Source organism: Mycoplasma leachii PG50, from assembly GCF_000183365.1.
Classification (GTDB): Bacteria; Bacillota_I; Bacilli_A; order Mycoplasmatales; family Mycoplasmataceae; genus Mycoplasma; species Mycoplasma leachii.
The window spans coordinates 195313-213415 of sequence record NC_014751.1 but is presented as its reverse complement, the minus strand read 5'-3'; the positions used below and the strand labels follow the sequence as shown (position 1 = coordinate 213415).

Below are 18103 nucleotides of genomic sequence, written 5' to 3'. Positions count from 1 at the left end.
TTTGTTTAAATAATCCATTTAAATTGACTATTCAAAATCTAAATATTCATTTGATTTTGTATGAATATCAATTTTATTATTAATTTGAACTTTGCTTGCAACTCAATAATCGCTTTTATTACACAAACTAATAAATTCTTCAACTCTGTTTTTATTATCAATTGATCTAAAAGTTATAACTAAACTAAATTTTATTGATTTATTATTTATGTTATCAGTTCTAGTTTTTCTAATTACTCTAATACCTCATCTACTATTTGTTGTTTTTATAAAATGTCTTTTATTACCCTTAAGAGTTTTAGATCATTTGACTATAGATTTAACAGTGTTTCATTTTGCAAACATTTTTCTAGCTTCATCTTCATAAATATAAGTATTTGAACTAGAACTAGATTGATTGTTCTCATTTATATCTTTTATAGATTCAGACTGACTTTTTATTGGTCCAAATTGAATATCTAATTCATCTTGTGTATAGTCAACACCTTGTCTTCTTTGTGATTCAGCAAAATAAACAAAAGTAAGTTTTGCAATAAAAGGAAATTTACTATTTTCAGTTGGAATTGGTAAGTTGTAATTATATGTATAATAAGCTTTTGTATTATATGATAACAAAACTTTTATATCACTATTTTTTGATTGTAGTATTTCATTAATATGTATAGGAACTACACCATATCCAATAAGATCTCTATTATGATTTTCTTGTCTATCAAATTTGATTGCTGAGTCAATTATTAATGCTTTTGCTTCTTCCTTGTTGTAATTCATTTTATAAATCAAATAAGCTACTTTTCTAGTAATTCATGGGGCAGCAAATGAAGTACCTTGAACTTTTGCTTCTCCATAACAACCACATACAGTAATTTTATTATTATCAACTCCACCATAATAACTAATATCAGGTTTATTAAAATATGTTAATACAGGCCCTTTGCGAGAATAATTTGCTGGTTTATTTTTAAAATCTACTGAATTAACTACAATTGAATTTATTGAATCAGCAGGTGAACCTAATATTCTTTGTTTACATTCTCTATCATTAGTACCTGCAACAATAAAAATAACATCATTTTCATACTGTAATTGATCAAGTAGAGAACCTAATAATGAAATATAATTAGAATTAACTGAATAAATTGAACCTAGTGATAAATTTCAAACTTTTATATCCAAGTTATTAGTAACAATTGATTTTATTTTTTTAAATAGAGTTGAGGCATTTGCACTAGAATGTGGCATAACACCAAAATGTCTAACTCTAAACCTTCCACATCCATCTTCTAATTTCTTATTAAAAGATGGGCCATCAACAATAATAGAACTAACTTGAGTGCCATGCTCGTAGTCTTTAGAATCTAATAAAATATCATCAGAAATTTCTTTTCTAAAATCTACTCATTTAGAAAAATAAACATCTTCACAAAACATTGTATCAATAACGCCAACTATTGGTTGATCAGTTGGATCTGGTATAGAAATAATATCACTTATTGTTGTTTTTTCTTCTTTATCATCTATTACAAATTTAGTAAGTTCTTCAACTGACATAGATATTAAAAAAGGTGCTCTAGTTTTTAATTCATCATACTGATCTCTATCTAAAAACAAAGTGTGATCATCAATAAAATTTGACATATTAACATTAATGCCGAGTTTATTTAGCAAATCAACAGCTTTTATACCTATATCATATAAAGTTACTACACTATCAACATTCTTATCACTATGGTTAGTTTTTACAAAAATTTCTTCTACATAGTTAAGATCCACTAAAGTTGATATAAAAACCGTTTTGTTAAGAAATTCATGTCTTTGAATTTCTTTTTTTATGGGTAAACATTCTTCATTATCAATTAGTTTAATTAAATTATTATCAATTTGATTAAAATTACTTTTATTTAAAATATTGATTATTGCATCTAATCTCTTTATTGCTTCTTGCAAATCTTTTTGTGTCAAATAATAAGTAATAACTTGTTTTTTAACTAACTTTTTTTCAATTGATTCATCTAAAAAACTTGAACCTATAATATGTTCATTATTTTTTTGTAATTTTTTTAATAATAAATAACTTATTCTTTTACTTTTAGAAATAATTCTTTTATATTTAACATTTATTATTGGATTAATATCTATTTTTTGTTTTTCCCAAAAACTAGATGCTTTTATTAATTCATTAAGTATTTTTTCAAGATGTTCTATTCTTATAGTAGATGTTTTTGGTATTTCAGGACCACTAGATTTTCTAGTATTTTTACCTGGCTCAAAATTCCCTTTTAATATAATAAGATTATTCATTCAAGTTTAGCTCCTTTACTTTAATAGCTACACTACTTTTTGATAAACCTTTTAAAATTTCGATTTCTCGTACAGTAAAGTTATGTTTGTTAAGCTCTTTAATATCAAACTTATCATCAGTTATTTTTTTATAAATCTTTTTTAAATAATCATACTGATCTTTAGGATCACTTAAATAAATACTTGATTTAATAATATTTTTTAAATCACCAGGATAAATCAATTCGTCTGATAATGAAACAATTTTTCTAAATAATCTTAATTCACTTTTAATGTTATCTACTTTTTTAATATAATGCTTTAATATAATTTCAGCTATATCTAACATATCTTCTTTTGAATATCTATTAAAATCAATTACAAGATCAAATCTTCTAATTAAAGCTTTATCAAAATGTTTAAAAAGATTTGTTGTTGCAAAAACAATAATATCAGAATCTAGTTTATCTAAACCCTGGAAAACAGCGGTTGTTACTCTACCCATTTCTCTTAGATCAGTTTTATTTGTTCTATCTAAGGCCAAAGCATCAATTTCATCAAAACAGATAATATTTTTTTTTGGATGTGGAGTTTCATTAATTTTTTGAAATAACTCAGCAATGTTTTTACTTGATTGACCTAAACGAGAATCAATTAAATTATTAAAATCAACCATAAAAAGATTTCTATTTAGTATTCTTGCTATTTGTTTTACAGTTTCAGTTTTTCCAGTTCCAGGAAAACCTTGAAATAAGAACTTATTTATTCTTCTATTTTTACTAATAGCATTAATAACTCCTTTTATTTCTTCACTTATAACTTGTGGAAGTGGTAAAGGCTCATTATTTTTTTCAAGTTCTATTTTTTGAGTAAACGGTATTTGAATATCATATTCTTCATCTATTTGTGGAACAAAATGATTTGCATCTCTTAACATAAATAAAACATATTCACCTAATTCATCATCACCCATTTTATAAAATTCTTCAGCTATAATACGTGCTTCTTTTCTAAAAGATATGTCGTTTTCTTCTATATGATATCTAATCAAATTTAAAACATTTGCCTTTTTCATAATTTCAACTCTTTTCAAGATTATTATATTTTATGCTGGACAAAAAACAATAAAATAGGACAAAAAATAGAAAATTTATTTTTTCATTTTCCTTTTCAGTACTAAAAAAGTTGCTTGTATTACAAAGCAACTTTTAAATTAATTATTCAGCTTTTCCCTGGCAACCAAATCAACTTGTTAATTCCAAAAATGTAGATTTTAAAGCATCATATCCTGGTTTCAGTAATTTACGGGGATCAAATCCCTTTTTAGAATCATCAAGATCTTTTTCTTCTTCAATATATTTTCTAGTTGCATCTCTAAAAGCTAATTGTAGTTCAGTATTTACATTAATCTTTGAAATTCCCATAGAAATTGCTTTTTTAACTTGATCTTGTGGAATTCCTGAACCACCATGCAGTACCATTGGCATTTTGCAAGCTTGTTGTAATTTTTCTAAAGTTTCAAATGAAAGTGATTGTCATCATAATGGATATTTACCATGAATATTTCCAATTCCAGCAGCTAGCATAGTAATTCCAGTTTTTGAAATTTCCTCAGCTTGTTGTGGATCTCCTAATTCACCTTGACCAATAACTCCATCTTCTTCTCCACCAATTGAACCAATTTCAGCTTCAACTGAAACTTCATATTCTTCAGCAAATTCAATCAATTCTTTAGTCATTTTTAAATTTTCTTCATACGGGAAATGTGAACCATCAAACATTACTGATGAATAACCGGCTAAAATACATTTTTTAGCCATTTCTAATGATTGTCCATGATCTAAGTGTAAAGCAACTGGTACTGTAATATTTAAATAATCCAATAATCCATTAACCATTCCTACAACAGCATTAACACCACCCATATATTTTATAGCACCTTCACTTGTAGCTATAATAACTGGTGTTTTAGAAGCTTCAGCTGCTTCTAAAATTGCTTTTGTTCATTCTAAATTATTAATATTAAAGTGACCTATTGCATATCTTTTTTTATGTGCATCACTTACCATTTTTTTAGCATTAACTAATTTTTTGTGATATAACTTTGGCATTATATTACTTCCTTTATTTAAATCTATTTTAATATTATCATTTTCTAATGTTTTAATGACAACATATAAGTTCATAATTAGTAAATGTACAAATATACTTAATAATTTAATTAATAAAAATATAAAAAACCTAGTATTTACTAGGTTCAAGTTACTTTTTAAATCTTTTAATTAAATAAGGTGTACCAACTGCTAAAGAAGTTAACACAACTTGACTCCCAACAACAATACCAACAATTGCAGAAGTTGAAAGCTTTTTAGATTGTTGATTTGTTGCAGTAGCATTAGCTTTTGGGATTTCTAGTCCTGGTGTTGTTTTTGGTAATGATTTAGGTCTTATAGTTGGAGGAATTAATTTTACTAACTTTATTGGATCAGGCTTACGCTTTGGTGAAGTTGGAGATGGGTGATAAATTATTTTAGGTTGTTTGTCTTCAACTTTCTTTTCTATTGGATCATTAATTTCTGTTATGCTATTTCAATTAGGTTTTTTATTGCTATAGCCAAAAATACCACTTCCTCTAGAAAAATTTTTATTCTTAGTAACCTTTTCAACTCTCCAATTTTTCAAACTTTGGCTAAAATTAGTGGCGCCTTCAAACATAGAGTCCATTGATGTAACATTACTAGTATCTCATTCTAGTGATTTTCCGCCATTATTAAATTGTGTTGCATTTTTGAACATTCCATTCATATTTGTCACATTATTAGTCTTTCACTTTGATATATCTGCATCAAAAATATGATTATTAGAAAAAACATAGCTCATATCAGTTATATTTGAAGTATCTCATGTTTCAAAACCTGTGACTTTTACACCATTATTAATATTTCTATTTGAAAAGGCTCCATATAAACTTTTAATTTCAGTAGGTAATTGTCCTGAAACCTTCTTAATTTTTGGTGGTATTTGCTTTATTGTTATTACATCATTTCTTTTATAGAACCCAATTTCTGTGATTTCAGTTCCATCTTCACTATACACATGACTTTTTTCGTCACTTCTATCAATTTTTCTTTTACCTGTTTGAAAACTAAATAATGATTTTTGTTCTTTGCCTAATGTAAAAAATAATGCAGAACTACCGATTATTGGTATGCAAAATAAAAATAAAAGTTTTTTCATAATTTTTTACCTACATTGTTTTTATCTTTTTAGTAAAATATCAAATTAGTATTTGTTATTAAAAACTTAAAAAGATAAAAGTAATATTAGATTAATGCATTAACACATTTACTTTTTAAATCTTTTAATCAGATAAGGTGTACCAACTGCTAAAGAAGTTAACACAACTTGACTCCCAACAACAATACCAACAATTGCAGAAGTTGAAAGCTTTTTAGATTGTTGATTTGTTGTACTCAAATTAGCTTTTGGTATTTCTAAACCTTTCTTTGAATCTGGTGTTGGTTTTAAAATTGGAGATCATTTTGTAGTAGGAGTTATTATTCTAGTTAAAGGTATATTAACTTTAGGCTTTGGTGGAGATGGATGAATAATTACTTCAGGCACTCTTGTTTCTGGTTTTTTAATAATTGGGTCGTTAATTTCTGGTTGTTTTCAAAGAGGTCTTTTATTAGGTTCATGAGAAAAACCGCTTCCTCTAGAAAAATTTTTATTATCTTTAATCTCGTCTACTACTCAACTTCTTAAATTTTGATTAAATTTTTTTGCTCCATCAAACATTGAATTCATTGAAGTAACTTTGCTAGTGTCTCACTTCAATGGTTTTCCATTATTGTTAAACTTGATAGCATTCTTAAACATACCTTGCATATTTGTCACTTTATTTGTTTTTCAGCTAGATAAATCAGCGTTAATTGTCTCATTATTATAAAATGTATAACTCATATCAATTATTTCAGACGTATCTCAAGTTTCAAAACCAGTTACTTCTTTATGATGTTCAAATCTATTAGCAAATGCATTACGTAAACTTTTAACTTCTTTTGGTAAAGTAGATGAAACTTTAGTTATATGTCAAGGAATTTGCATAAGTGTAATAGTTGAACCGTTTTTATAAAATCCTAAATCTGTAATCTCAGTTCTTGTTTTATTATCTTTATATTTATGAACTTTGTATTCTTCTTTTTTTATTCTGTTGAAAAGCAATTTTTTGACACCGCCACTAAAAATTGAGAAAGATAGAAAAGTAATTAATAAAATGAACATAAAAAAAGACGCTAATATAACCATCAACTTTTTCATAAAACACCTACAACTTAACTGAAACTTTTTTATAATTCATATATAACATACTTAATAAATTTTTACAATATCTATTTTAAAATAAAAACTCACAATTTAATTGTGAGTTTAACTTTATTATTAAGATACTATTTATTATTTTCAATAATTGCTTTAATAAATCCTTTAAATAAAGGAGTTGGCTTATTAGGACGAGAAGTAAATTCAGGATGAAACTGACTAGCAACAAAAAATTTTAAACTTGGCATTTCAATAACTTCAACTAAATTTTTTTCTTCATAAATTCCAGAAAATCTTAATCCAACACTTTCTAAATCTTTTTTATATTCATTATTAAATTCATATCTATGTCTATGTCTTTCTAAAGCAACATCTGAATTATATAACTTAGAAACTAATGAATTTTTTTCTAATTTAGTAACCATTGTACCTAATCTTAAAGTTCCACCAATATTATCTCTATCAATACCTTTAATATAATCAAAAATTGGATGAGTAGTATTTTTATTAAATTCAGTTGAATCAGCATCAGTTCAATTTAATAAATCTCTTGCAATTGAAATTGTTGCTATTTGCATTCCTAAACAAATTCCTAAATAAGGAATATCATTTTCTCTAGCATACCTACTAGCTAACATCATTCCTTCAATTCCTCTTTTACCAAATCCACCTGGAACTAAAATACCTTGGCTATTTTTTAATATTTCTTTGTAATTTGATTCATTTAATTTTTCTGCTTGAATTCATCTAATTTTAATTTTTTTATTAAATTCTCAACCAGCTATTTTTAATGATTCTAAAACTGATAAATATGCATCTTGTAATTCTATATATTTACCAACAAAACTAATTTCAATTTCTTGACTAGATGAATCGATTTTTTTGTTAAATTGTTTTCATGAAGTTAAATCTATAGCATTAGCTTTTAATTGTAACTGTTCAATTATAATATCTTGAAGATTTTGTTTTGCTAAAGCCAATGGAACTCTATAAATTGAATCTTGATCAATTGCATCAATAATATTTGTAATAGGAACATTACAAAATAAAGAAATTTTTTCTTTAATATCTTTTGGTGAGCTTGAGTCACTTCTACATACTATAACATCAGGTTGAATCCCTAAACTAGCCATTGCTTTTACTGAGTTTTGAATAGGTTTAGTTTTATATTCTTTTGAAGCAGCTAATCATAATAATAAAACAACATGAACAAACATTACATTTTCTTTACCTTGTTCTAGTCTAATTTGTCTAATTGCTTCAATAAAAGGTTGAGATTCAATATCTCCAACAGTTCCACCAATTTCTGAAATTATCACATCAGCTTGACTTTGTTTAGCTGCTTGATAAACTTTATTTTTAATAGCATCAGTTATATGAGGAACTACTTGAATAGTTTTACCACTAGTGTCTCCTTTTCTTTCACCTTTAATTACAGATAAATAAATTTTTCCAGAAGTTGTTGAAGATAATTTAGTTAGTTCTTCATCAATAAAACGCTCATAATGTCCTAAATCTAAATCAGTTTCTCCACCATCTTTTGTAACAAAAACTTCACCATGCTGATATGGAGACATTGTTCCTGGATCAACATTTAAATATGGATCAAATTTTTGCATAAATACTTTTAATCCACTAGCTTTTAATAATGCACCAATTGAACTAGCTGTAATTCCTTTTCCTAAACCTGAAACTACTCCACCAGTTACAAATATAAACTTTGCCATCTATTTATTCTCCTTTACTTATTATTTTAATTAATTATAAACAACTAATTAAAATAAAAAGGTCATAAAAACTCAGTTTTACAACCTTTAATTATCGATTATATTCATCGTCATCATCTATATATGAATTATCAATGTCATCAAAATCTTCGTCAAAATCATCTATATCTTGAGTAAAGTCATCATTATCATAATCTTCATCAAGCATCATATCATCATCTATTGCTAATTCATCATCTAAATCGTGATATCTATATTTATGATCTGAAGCATTAATAAAATCATCGTATTGTTTTTTAACATTTTCAACTGAAGAATTAGAGCTTAAAGCTCATAAATTATCAGTTGTTAAAGCAAATCTATTATCAAGAACCATATCTCCATATAGATCTGCAATTAATGAGATTTCATCTTTTTTTTGACTAATTACATCTTTTGAGATTGACTTTCAAATTTCAGCTAAACTTGAAGGTGTTTTAGTGTTTTGTAAATACAAATGCACTAAATCCAGATTTCTAACTTTTGACATATTTTCACCTACACAATTAGATATTCTACACTATTTCTTTTGGAAAAATAATTTTTTTCACTTTTTTTTGAGTATTAGTTTTTTGAAAAAATTTCACTAATTTACTATAGTAACTTAGTTCATTTATTTGATGATTATTATTATCATATAAATAGATATTTTCATCTTTATTATCTTTAATTATAGGATTATACATAGTTAAAGGCTTAATATTTGCTTCTAATAAATAATACTTAGGATCTAAACCTAATTTATTTAATTTTTTAATCAAGACATTTTTATCTATTAGATATTCATCTCTAATAGTGAATAACTTACGTTCTACTAGTCTTTTAGATAGATCACTTAATATTTCATCAGTTTCAATACTACAATTTTTAAAAATATCAAACATTAAATAATCATCTATTTTTAAATAAGATTCTAAACTAATATTTCTATTATAGAATAATGGTGAAAAAAGGTCAATAATTCTATTATCTTTAAACTGATAGTTTTTGTTAAATAAATCAACAACTCTTTTAAACCAACTAATAAGCATAGCATCAAAAATAGTTGATGTTTTATGATTATAAACTTGTTGGTACATATGATATCTACCTAATAAATATGATTCAATTGCATAAATAGTTTTTTTAGGAAAGACTATTTTATCATCAATAATAAAAGCATTTCTAATCATTCACTTAAAATCTAGTGTTGCATAATCAACACCACAACTAATTGAATCTCTTTTTAAATAATCAAATCTATCAGCATCAATTTGTGAACTTACTAATAAATTAATAATTTTATTTTTATAAGTTCCATTAATAATATCAACAATATCTTGAGGATTTATATGATGTTTTTTTAAAATCGGATAAATATTTCCTTTTTTATTTAAAATAATTTCACTTGTGTATTGTTCATGATTTTTATGTGTAATTTTTTCAAAAGTATGTGAAAAAGCACCATGTCCAATGTCATGTAATAATCCAGCTATTTTTACTAGTTTTTGTTCATAACTACTTATTTTTCAAAAAACTTTATTTTTAAAAAACTCTTTTAAAATATAATAAGTTCCAATAGAATGACTAAAGCGAGTATGTGTTGCACTTGGATAAGCTAATTGTGTTCCTGCAAGTTGTAAAATTCTTCTTAATCTTTGCATTTCATAAGTATTTATTAATTGAATATAAATTACATCATCAAAATAAATATCACCATGAACATTATCTCTAATTACTTTTAAATACATAACTATCTTTCTAATGAATTAATATTGTTTAAAACAGTTGTTTTTCCTAATAAATAAATTACATCAGCTAAACTAGGTCCATGTTCTGATTTAGTTGCAAAAATTCTAATTGGCATAAACAAATCTTTTCCTTTAACATTTGCTAATGTTGAAGTGTTTTTAATTATTTGTTTAATATTTTCTATTGTTCAATCTTTTAAATCATTAATTTGATTTTTAAAAATCTCAACTACATTTTTATAATTAGTTAAATTGTTTAAAACATCAATTGTATTGTTATCAAGTGTATTTTTATTAAAGAATAAATCTAAATGATCATTAATTTGTTCTGCATATTCTAATTCTTTTTTATAAAGTAATAACAAATGATTTAATCAAGTTTCAGATTTACTAGTAATGTCAAATTTATTAGTATTTATAAATGATTTAACAAATTCTAAATATTTATCATCATCTAATTTTTTCATATAAACTGAATTAATCCATTTCATTTTAACCATATCAAAAGTTGAAGGAGATTTACTAAAACGTTTTTCATCAAAAATTTTAATTAATTCATTTTGAGATAAAATTTCTTGTTCACCAGGTGGAGATCAACCTAAAAGAGCAATATAGTTAAAAATAGCTTGTGATAAATAACCTTGTTTTTTGTATTGTTCTATAAAAAATAAAGCATTTCCACTTCTTTTTGATAACTTTTTACCAGTATTATCTACAATTAAAGTTAAATGACCAAACTTAGGATAATTTCAATTAAAAGCATCATAAATCATCATTTGTCTTGGAGTATTTGAAATATGTTCTTCTCCTCTTAAAACGTGAGTTATTTGCATATCATAATCATCAATTACAACTGCAAAATTATAAGTAGCTACACCATTAGATTTTAAAATTACAAAATCACCTAGATCCTTTGAATCAAAACTAACATCACCTCTAACAATATCATTAATTGTTCAAGTTTTATTTTTTGGAACTTTAAATCTAATTGAGTATTCTTTTTTATTTTCTAAGTTTTTTTGAATTTGTTCTTGAGTTAAAAACAAACATTTTTGTGAATATTTAGTAGCAATAATTCCTTTACTAGTTTGCTCTTCATAATCTTTTTCTAATTCTTCACTAGTACAAAAACATCTATATGCTTTATTTTGATCAACTAATTGTTCAGCTAATTGTTTGTATCTATCAAATTTTTGTGATTGCATATATTTACCATATTTTTGATCGTTTGAATTAAAAATAGATTCATCAGGAAAAATTCCTAATCAATTTAAATTTTCAAATTGTGATTCAATCGCTCCATCAACATTTCTTGCTAAATCAGTATCTTCAATTCTCACAATAAATGAACCATTATAATGTTTTGCAAATAAATAATTCATCAAAGCTGTTCTAGTGTTTCCTATATGTAAAAATCCAGTTGGTGATGGTGCATAACGTAATCTAAATGACATAATATTCTCCTTAAATAACTTTTTTGATTATACTACTTTAATTAATTTTAAAATTTTTTTTATATCACAACAAATCTATATTTAATAAAATAAAAAGTTCAGATAACAATCTGAACTTAAATTATTTAAACTAATTTAAATTTAAAATTTCTTTTAACTTATCAGCAACGTGTTCTACATCAGTACCAATTATTATTTGATAATTTTTTTGACCTAATCTAACTACTCCAAAACCACCAGCTTGTTTAATTTTTTCATCATCAATAATTTGTTTTGAATTATTTTTTACAGTCAATCTTAATCTTGTAGAACAACTTTCAACTAATTCAATATTATCTCTACCAACAATATCTAAAATTCTTTTAGCCATTAGCTCATATTTATTTTGTTTATTATTAATTGTTGTTATTGGTTCTGAAATTTCTTTTTTAAATCCTAATTGATTTTCTCTACCAGGAGTTGGAATATTTAGTTTTTTAATTAAAAAGTAGAATGTTGTAAAGTATAAACCAAACATAGCAACAGCAAATACTCAAATTCATAATGGATTTGCATGTCATCCAATTTTTGTTGAAATTTGTCATGAAGTTCAAAATGAAACTACATAATCAATAAATCCAGCACTAAATCCAATACCTAAAGCAATTTGAGATCAAGTTACAAACATGTAAAAAATACCTGTAAATAAAGCGTTTAAAACATATAAAATTGGAGAAATAAAAATAAAGTTAAAAATTAAAGGTTCATCAATTCCAGTGATTCAAGCAACAAAAGCAGATCCTCCATAAAAAGCAGTCATTTGCTTTTTCTTGTCTTTATCTGAAACTAAAATTAAAGCTAGCGCAACTCCTGGTAATCCACCTAAAAACAAAGGGAAAAAACCAGAAGTAAATAATCCTGAACCAATTAATCCTTTTTGAAATGCAGTAATATCACCATTAATTATTGCTGTAGATCCATCGGCTAATAATTTACCTTCAATTGGTAATTGAAATCATACAAATGTATTTAAAATATGATGTAAACCAAATGGTTGAACAATTCTATTTAAAAACCCATAAGTTCCAACTGCAAATCCCTTAGCAAAACCATTTGCTTGAGATAAAGTTGTTCCTATTTTAATTAAAATAAATTGTGCTCAAGGTCAAACGATAGCAAAGCCTAAACCTAGTGGAACAATCATTAAAACACCTAACATTGGAATAAATCTTCTTCCACCAAAAAACGAAAGAGCTTGGGGTAAAGTTACATCTTTATATTTGTTATAAATTAAAGCAACTAAGCAACCAACAACAATACCACCAACAACTCCAGTATCTAATTGATACTTAACAGTATTATCTTTTAAAAAATATAATAATTGAGTAGCTGGAATCATTTGATCGCCTTGTTTAATTAAAATCTTATCTGAAGTCAGTACATTTTTTCAAATAAATGTTGGAATTAAACCTTCTTTTAATAAAGCTGTCATTCCAAATCAAACAATTCCACCAACTAAAGCAGCTTCTCCACGATTATCTTTTGCTAACCCAAAACTAATACCAATAGCAAAAATTATTGCTAAATTATCAAAAACAATTTGTCCAGGAGTAGCTATAACTAATCCTATAAATTTCTGAATTTCAGAAATATTTGATCCCCCATTAGCTAGTGGATCTTGAATTAAAGCACCAAATCTAGCTAATAAAGCTGCAATAGGTAAAACTGCAATTGGAAACATTAAAGTTTTTCCTAAACGTTGTAATGCATTTAAAAGATTATTATAAAAACTATTTTCTTTGTCTTTTTTAGTTTTTGTTTTTAGATTATGCATGGATTATCTCCTTTCTGCAATTTCTAAATATTTTTTATCTAATAAACTAGCTGCATCTTTATCAAGTATATAAGTACAATCTTTATGTAATTGTAAAAATGAAGCTGTAATTTGTTCATTTGGTTTATCTTCAATCATTTGTTTAGTAACTAAAGCTTTATGAATTCCATATGAAACCATAATTGCTTTTTTAGTTCAATTTAATAAAGTTTGAATTCCCATAGTCATTGCATGAGTTGGACAATCATCTAATGAATTAAACTTTTTCTTATTAACCATATCTAAAATAGTTTCTTTAGTTAATTTAACAACATGTGTGTCAGTATTAAGACTAGTGTTTGGTTCATTATAAGCCATATGACCATTAATTCCTAAACTGATGTATTGAAAATCAATCCCATCAACACTTCTTATTAAATTTTCATATCTTTGACACTCTTTTTTAGGATCACTAGTTTGACAATCTAAAAAATTAATATTTTTAGGATCAATATCTAGATGATCAAATAAATTATCTTTCATTTGTTTAATAAAAGCTTGTTTATGATCTTTACTAATATTTACAAATTCATCTAAGTTAAATGTAGTTATATTTTTTCATGAAATATTATTTTGTTTTGAATGCTTAATTATTAATTTATAACAATCAACTGGGCTAACTCCTGTTGCAAAACCAATTTTTGCAAACGGATTTTGTTTTACTTGATCTATAAATAATTGAGCACAATACTCTTGTAGATCTTCTATCTTATCAAATATAATAATCTTCAAATAAAACACCCCCTTTTGTACATTTAATACACTAAATATACACCTATATTTTATCTCAGCTGAACTTTTAAATTTTTTATTAAACATTTTAATTATTAATTTATAACAACCAACTTTATTAAATTAGGTATTATAAATTCTTTAAAATTGTTTGGTTAATAAATTTATGCACAACACTTTTATAGATCAACTATTTTATCGATTAAAGTTATTTAAAACTCCTTTCATAAATTTAATACACTAAATATACAATTTTATTTTATCTAATCTAAGGTCTTAATTTTTTTATTATTCTAATCATTATTTCTAATTACTAAAAAATAAAAAAATCACAATTTTTAAAATTGTGATTTACATTAATTATTTGTATTTTTTTCTTATTTTATTGATACGTTTTTAGTTGAATCTTTTTTAGTTGGAAACATTGGATATTCAGGATGTGGTTCTTTTAACATTAATATACCAATTAATGATATTAATGTAGCAACAATAATAATTACTAGTTGAATTGAACTTACTAATACTTTATCTAAGCCTTGTAAAAGTGTTACACCAGAAATTATAATTAATACAACAGTAAAGAACATGTATCCAAATCCTCAAATTAAACTAAACATTCAACCAATAGTTTTTGGATCTGCTTCTTTGTATTCGTGAGGCATGTTTAACATAACTCCTTGAATACCTCAAACACATAATCCAGTTAAAAAACCTAAAATAATAAACATTATAGCTGAAAATACAAACATAGAATTGTTTTGGCTTTTTCCATATTTAGCAACACCAAATACAAAAGTTAAAGTTGATAATACAAATAAAACTATTCCCATTGTAATTGCACAAGCAATGAATCATCTTCTTTTTGCTTGTTTTCTTGATCACAAACCAAGACTAATAGGACCTACAAACACAGCTGCTAAAAATGCAATCTGTCAACCTTGAATAAATTTGTTAAATGATCCACTAGCTCCACTTAGTCCGTTAAAGATTGGTATTGTTAAACTTGTTAGAAAAACAGCTATACATAATCATCCACCATATAGTAGAACTCATGCATAAGTTTGTTTTTTCTTAATGTATGAACCAAGAATTTTTCAACCATTTACTTTTACTTTTGGTTCATCTTTTTTAATGTCAAATTTTGTACCTATAAGAATAAATAATATTAAAGGAATAATATTTAATGCAGCAAGTAAAGTAATTATTAGTTGTCATTGATTTCTAACTGAGTCTGGCATGCTAACTAAAAATGCAGGTAAGATTGAAACAATTGTACCTAGTGGATAAAATCAAATACCAAATTGTGAAACAATTGATTTTTGCTTAGCACCAAAGAAGTTAGCAACAACTGGTTGGGTTAAAATAACTAGTGTTGTTCCTCCAATAGCCATAATTGTTCTTAAAATTAAAAACAATGCATATCCAGATCTAGTTGCTGGCATAAATGCAGCTGGAATACCAGCTAATGTCATACCAAGCGCAATAATAGTTGTGTATTTATGAGCAAATTTTGCTAATAATAATGCAATAAGCACTGAACCTATAGCACGACCTAATGTAATTGATCAGTTTGAAATTTGGTTTAAAACTTGAAAACTACGGTTGTTTTCAATACCAAAGTAACCTAGAAATCCCGGATGAACTGTTCCATTACTTACACCACTACCTGCTAATGTAACTGAAAAACCTCAGTTAGCGATAAATAGCATATATGCAAATGAAATAAATGATCATAAAATAAAGCCGTAAAGTACTTTATTTTTTTGTGATCACTGTTGAATTTTATTATTCATATTCCCTTTCTACATAATCAGAATTTAAGATAATCGCAATTGATAAATTATTTGTTGGTAATATTTAATTTTTTTAGAAATTTATTTTTTAGGGCGTAATAAACTATTTAAGTTTTTAATTAATGATTTGGTAGAATGAAAAATACTGTATCAGTTGCTTTTAAAATGCCTTACTTTTAAATATTTTGTAAAACAGATTTATTAAACTTGTAATCTTTTTTTTAAGTAGTAGGGTGGTTATGTTTAATTAAAAAACTACTTGATTTTTAAAAATTAATATTTATTATTAACCTTATAGTGGAATTATTGGTAAATAATTATTTTTCTTTTACAGAGAATATAAATTTTATTTCATCAGAAAGTTTTGTAGATTTAACAACTACACCACCAGTTTTATCTTCATAGTACACATCTAAAACTGTTAGTGTAGATTCATCTACTTTCAATATTTCTGCTATTTTCTTTTTAATTGTTGAATAAAATTTTGAATTATCTAGAATTTGGTTTTTAGTATAAGCACCTAATTCTAGATTTTTTTTACTAAAAATGTAACTTTTAAAGCATCAGAGAATTCTGTAGATTTAACAATTGCTTCTCCAGATTCATCATAAAAATAAACATTTTCAACTTTTAATGATTTTTCTTCTATTTTTAGTATTTCTACAATTTTCTTTTTAATTGATGAATGTAAAGCACTATTATCTAGTACTTGTTTTTTAGAATAAGTCCCTACTTCAATATTTTGTTTAGGGAATTTTGGTAGATTTTGATTATTGTTTGGTTTTGAAAAATCATGATTTTCTATATCTCAACCAGTTATACTATCTCTAAAGGCATCACTTCAGTGACTTTTTGAAATAACTTTTGGTTTTTCTTCGCTTTTTTCATTACCATCTTTTTTATCTTTATCTTTATTTTGATTAGTACTTGGTGCTTTTGTAGAATCAGTATTATTGCAAGCAACTACTAAACCAACTCCACTTGCACTAATCATTAGAGAACTTAATATTGTTAGTAATGATTTAATACTCATGTCTTTATAAAAAATTGATTAACTTTTTGAAGTTAATCGGCTATATACCTAGTGTATATAGTTAATTCCATTATATATATATATATGTATATAATGTCAAGTTTATAACCAGATAGCAGGCCATCTTTATATCAGTTTTTTTACATTTTTAAGTTTTATATTTGCCATTTTAAAAAAGATAATAGATTTTTTAAAATTTAAACTTCACCATTTAATATATATGTTTATAAATTTAATAGATAATAAAAAAATCAGCACTTAGTTGTGCTGATTTTTGTTATTATTTTTTAATTTCAATTCAATCATCTAAAACTTTATAATGTTCATCTCTTAAATAATCAATTCCCATACAGTGACGAATTGGTTTTGAATAAACATGCTTGTTTTTTAGATATTTTAAGTGTTTTTTAAAATGCTTATAATCAACTAAAGCATCTCCTGTACTTTGAATATGTAAAACATTATCTAAATTTTTAAAATCTTGTTTTTTAATAAATCTTTTAACTGGATAATGAGAAAGTTTAAATAGTACTGGTAAAAATAAATAAGATAAATAAATAAAATATCAAACTTTTTTAAATCCAGATTGAATAGCAATATCTAAAAATGAATTATATCCTGCATCAACAATAAACTTATCAGCTATTTTATTATTATATTTACTAATAAAACTATAAACAGTTCCTCCACCCATAGATTCACCATATATAACTAGTTTTTTTGGTTTAAGATCTTTTTTAACAAAATCAATAACATCTTTTAATAAATCTGCTTCTTTAATACCTAAAGTACATTTACCAAATTTATCAGATTCACCTCAACCAAAATTATCATAACTAATTAAAGTTATATTTCTTGAAAAACAATAATCTAAAAACTTAATCGCATTTCTATTATTTGATAAAATGCCATGACAATAAATAATTACACTATCACCAGTTCCGTGTTTAAAAATTTTTAATTTTCCAAATCTAGTATTAATAGTTTTATATTCCTTATTAAAACCTGATAAATCTAAATGATCAAAATTATATCCATTTTCATTTGCTATTTGATATTCAAAATCTAAAGAATCTTGATAACTAACTTTTCTTTTTAGTTTTTTTCTAATTTGTAATCAAACATATAAAGATAAGATCATAA

15 protein-coding genes are annotated in these 18103 nt (G+C 25.0%); all 15 read right to left on the bottom strand.

Annotation, left to right across the window (positions count from 1 at the left end; translation table 4 throughout):
* Positions 1 to 27 precede the first annotated feature (27 nt).
* The 15 genes from MSB_RS00900 to MSB_RS00835 all read right to left on the bottom strand — a co-directional run bounded on the left by MSB_RS00900 (position 28) and on the right by MSB_RS00835 (position 18101).
* Positions 28 to 2301, bottom strand: a complete 2274-nt coding sequence (locus MSB_RS00900; protein ID WP_013447501.1) for a S8 family peptidase — start codon at positions 2299 to 2301, stop codon at positions 28 to 30.
* Positions 2294 to 3355 (bottom strand): ATP-binding protein, encoded by a 1062-nt coding sequence (locus tag MSB_RS00895; RefSeq protein WP_013447500.1) that lies wholly within the window; start codon positions 3353 to 3355, stop codon positions 2294 to 2296. Before MSB_RS00895 ends, MSB_RS00900 begins: the two co-directional genes overlap by 8 nt.
* Positions 3356 to 3497: 142 nt before the next feature.
* Positions 3498 to 4391, bottom strand: a complete 894-nt coding sequence (fba, locus tag MSB_RS00890) for a class II fructose-1,6-bisphosphate aldolase (protein ID WP_013447499.1) — start codon at positions 4389 to 4391, stop codon at positions 3498 to 3500.
* A 151-nt stretch (positions 4392 to 4542) separates the two neighbouring features.
* Positions 4543 to 5517: a BspA family leucine-rich repeat surface protein gene (locus MSB_RS00885; RefSeq protein ID WP_013447498.1), complete on the bottom strand. Its 975-nt coding sequence runs from the start codon at positions 5515 to 5517 to the stop codon at positions 4543 to 4545.
* A gap of 108 nt (positions 5518 to 5625) precedes the next feature.
* Complete coding sequence (locus tag MSB_RS00880; RefSeq protein WP_013447497.1) at positions 5626 to 6600, bottom strand: BspA family leucine-rich repeat surface protein; 975 nt, start codon at positions 6598 to 6600, stop codon at positions 5626 to 5628.
* 128 nt (positions 6601 to 6728) lie between these two features.
* Positions 6729 to 8327, bottom strand: a complete 1599-nt coding sequence (locus tag MSB_RS00875) for a CTP synthase (protein ID WP_013447496.1) — start codon at positions 8325 to 8327, stop codon at positions 6729 to 6731.
* 91 nt (positions 8328 to 8418) lie between these two features.
* Positions 8419 to 8856, bottom strand: coding sequence for a DNA-directed RNA polymerase subunit delta (rpoE, locus tag MSB_RS00870; RefSeq protein ID WP_013447495.1), 438 nt, complete (start codon positions 8854 to 8856; stop codon positions 8419 to 8421).
* 25 nt (positions 8857 to 8881) lie between these two features.
* Positions 8882 to 10096 (bottom strand): HD domain-containing protein, encoded by a 1215-nt coding sequence (locus MSB_RS00865; RefSeq protein ID WP_013447494.1) that lies wholly within the window; start codon positions 10094 to 10096, stop codon positions 8882 to 8884.
* Positions 10097 to 10098: 2 nt separating this feature from the next.
* Positions 10099 to 11550 (bottom strand): glutamate--tRNA ligase, encoded by a 1452-nt coding sequence (gene gltX / locus MSB_RS00860; RefSeq protein WP_013447493.1) that lies wholly within the window; start codon positions 11548 to 11550, stop codon positions 10099 to 10101.
* 130 nt (positions 11551 to 11680) lie between these two features.
* Positions 11681 to 13363, bottom strand: coding sequence for a PTS transporter subunit EIIC (locus MSB_RS00855; RefSeq protein WP_013447492.1), 1683 nt, complete (start codon positions 13361 to 13363; stop codon positions 11681 to 11683).
* Between the two features lie 3 nt (positions 13364 to 13366).
* Positions 13367 to 14143, bottom strand: coding sequence for a glucosamine-6-phosphate deaminase (locus tag MSB_RS00850; protein ID WP_129619738.1), 777 nt, complete (start codon positions 14141 to 14143; stop codon positions 13367 to 13369).
* A 368-nt stretch (positions 14144 to 14511) separates the two neighbouring features.
* Positions 14512 to 15927, bottom strand: coding sequence for a hexose phosphate transporter (locus MSB_RS00845; RefSeq protein WP_014584423.1), 1416 nt, complete (start codon positions 15925 to 15927; stop codon positions 14512 to 14514).
* Positions 15928 to 16244: 317 nt separating this feature from the next.
* Entirely contained in the window at positions 16245 to 16373 is a 129-nt protein-coding gene (locus MSB_RS05345; RefSeq protein ID WP_013447489.1) for a hypothetical protein, read from the bottom strand.
* Between the two features lie 80 nt (positions 16374 to 16453).
* Complete coding sequence (locus MSB_RS00840) at positions 16454 to 16921, bottom strand: hypothetical protein (RefSeq protein ID WP_014584422.1); 468 nt, start codon at positions 16919 to 16921, stop codon at positions 16454 to 16456.
* A gap of 319 nt (positions 16922 to 17240) precedes the next feature.
* Positions 17241 to 18101 (bottom strand): alpha/beta hydrolase, encoded by an 861-nt coding sequence (locus MSB_RS00835; RefSeq protein WP_013447487.1) that lies wholly within the window; start codon positions 18099 to 18101, stop codon positions 17241 to 17243.
* Positions 18102 to 18103 lie beyond the last annotated feature (2 nt).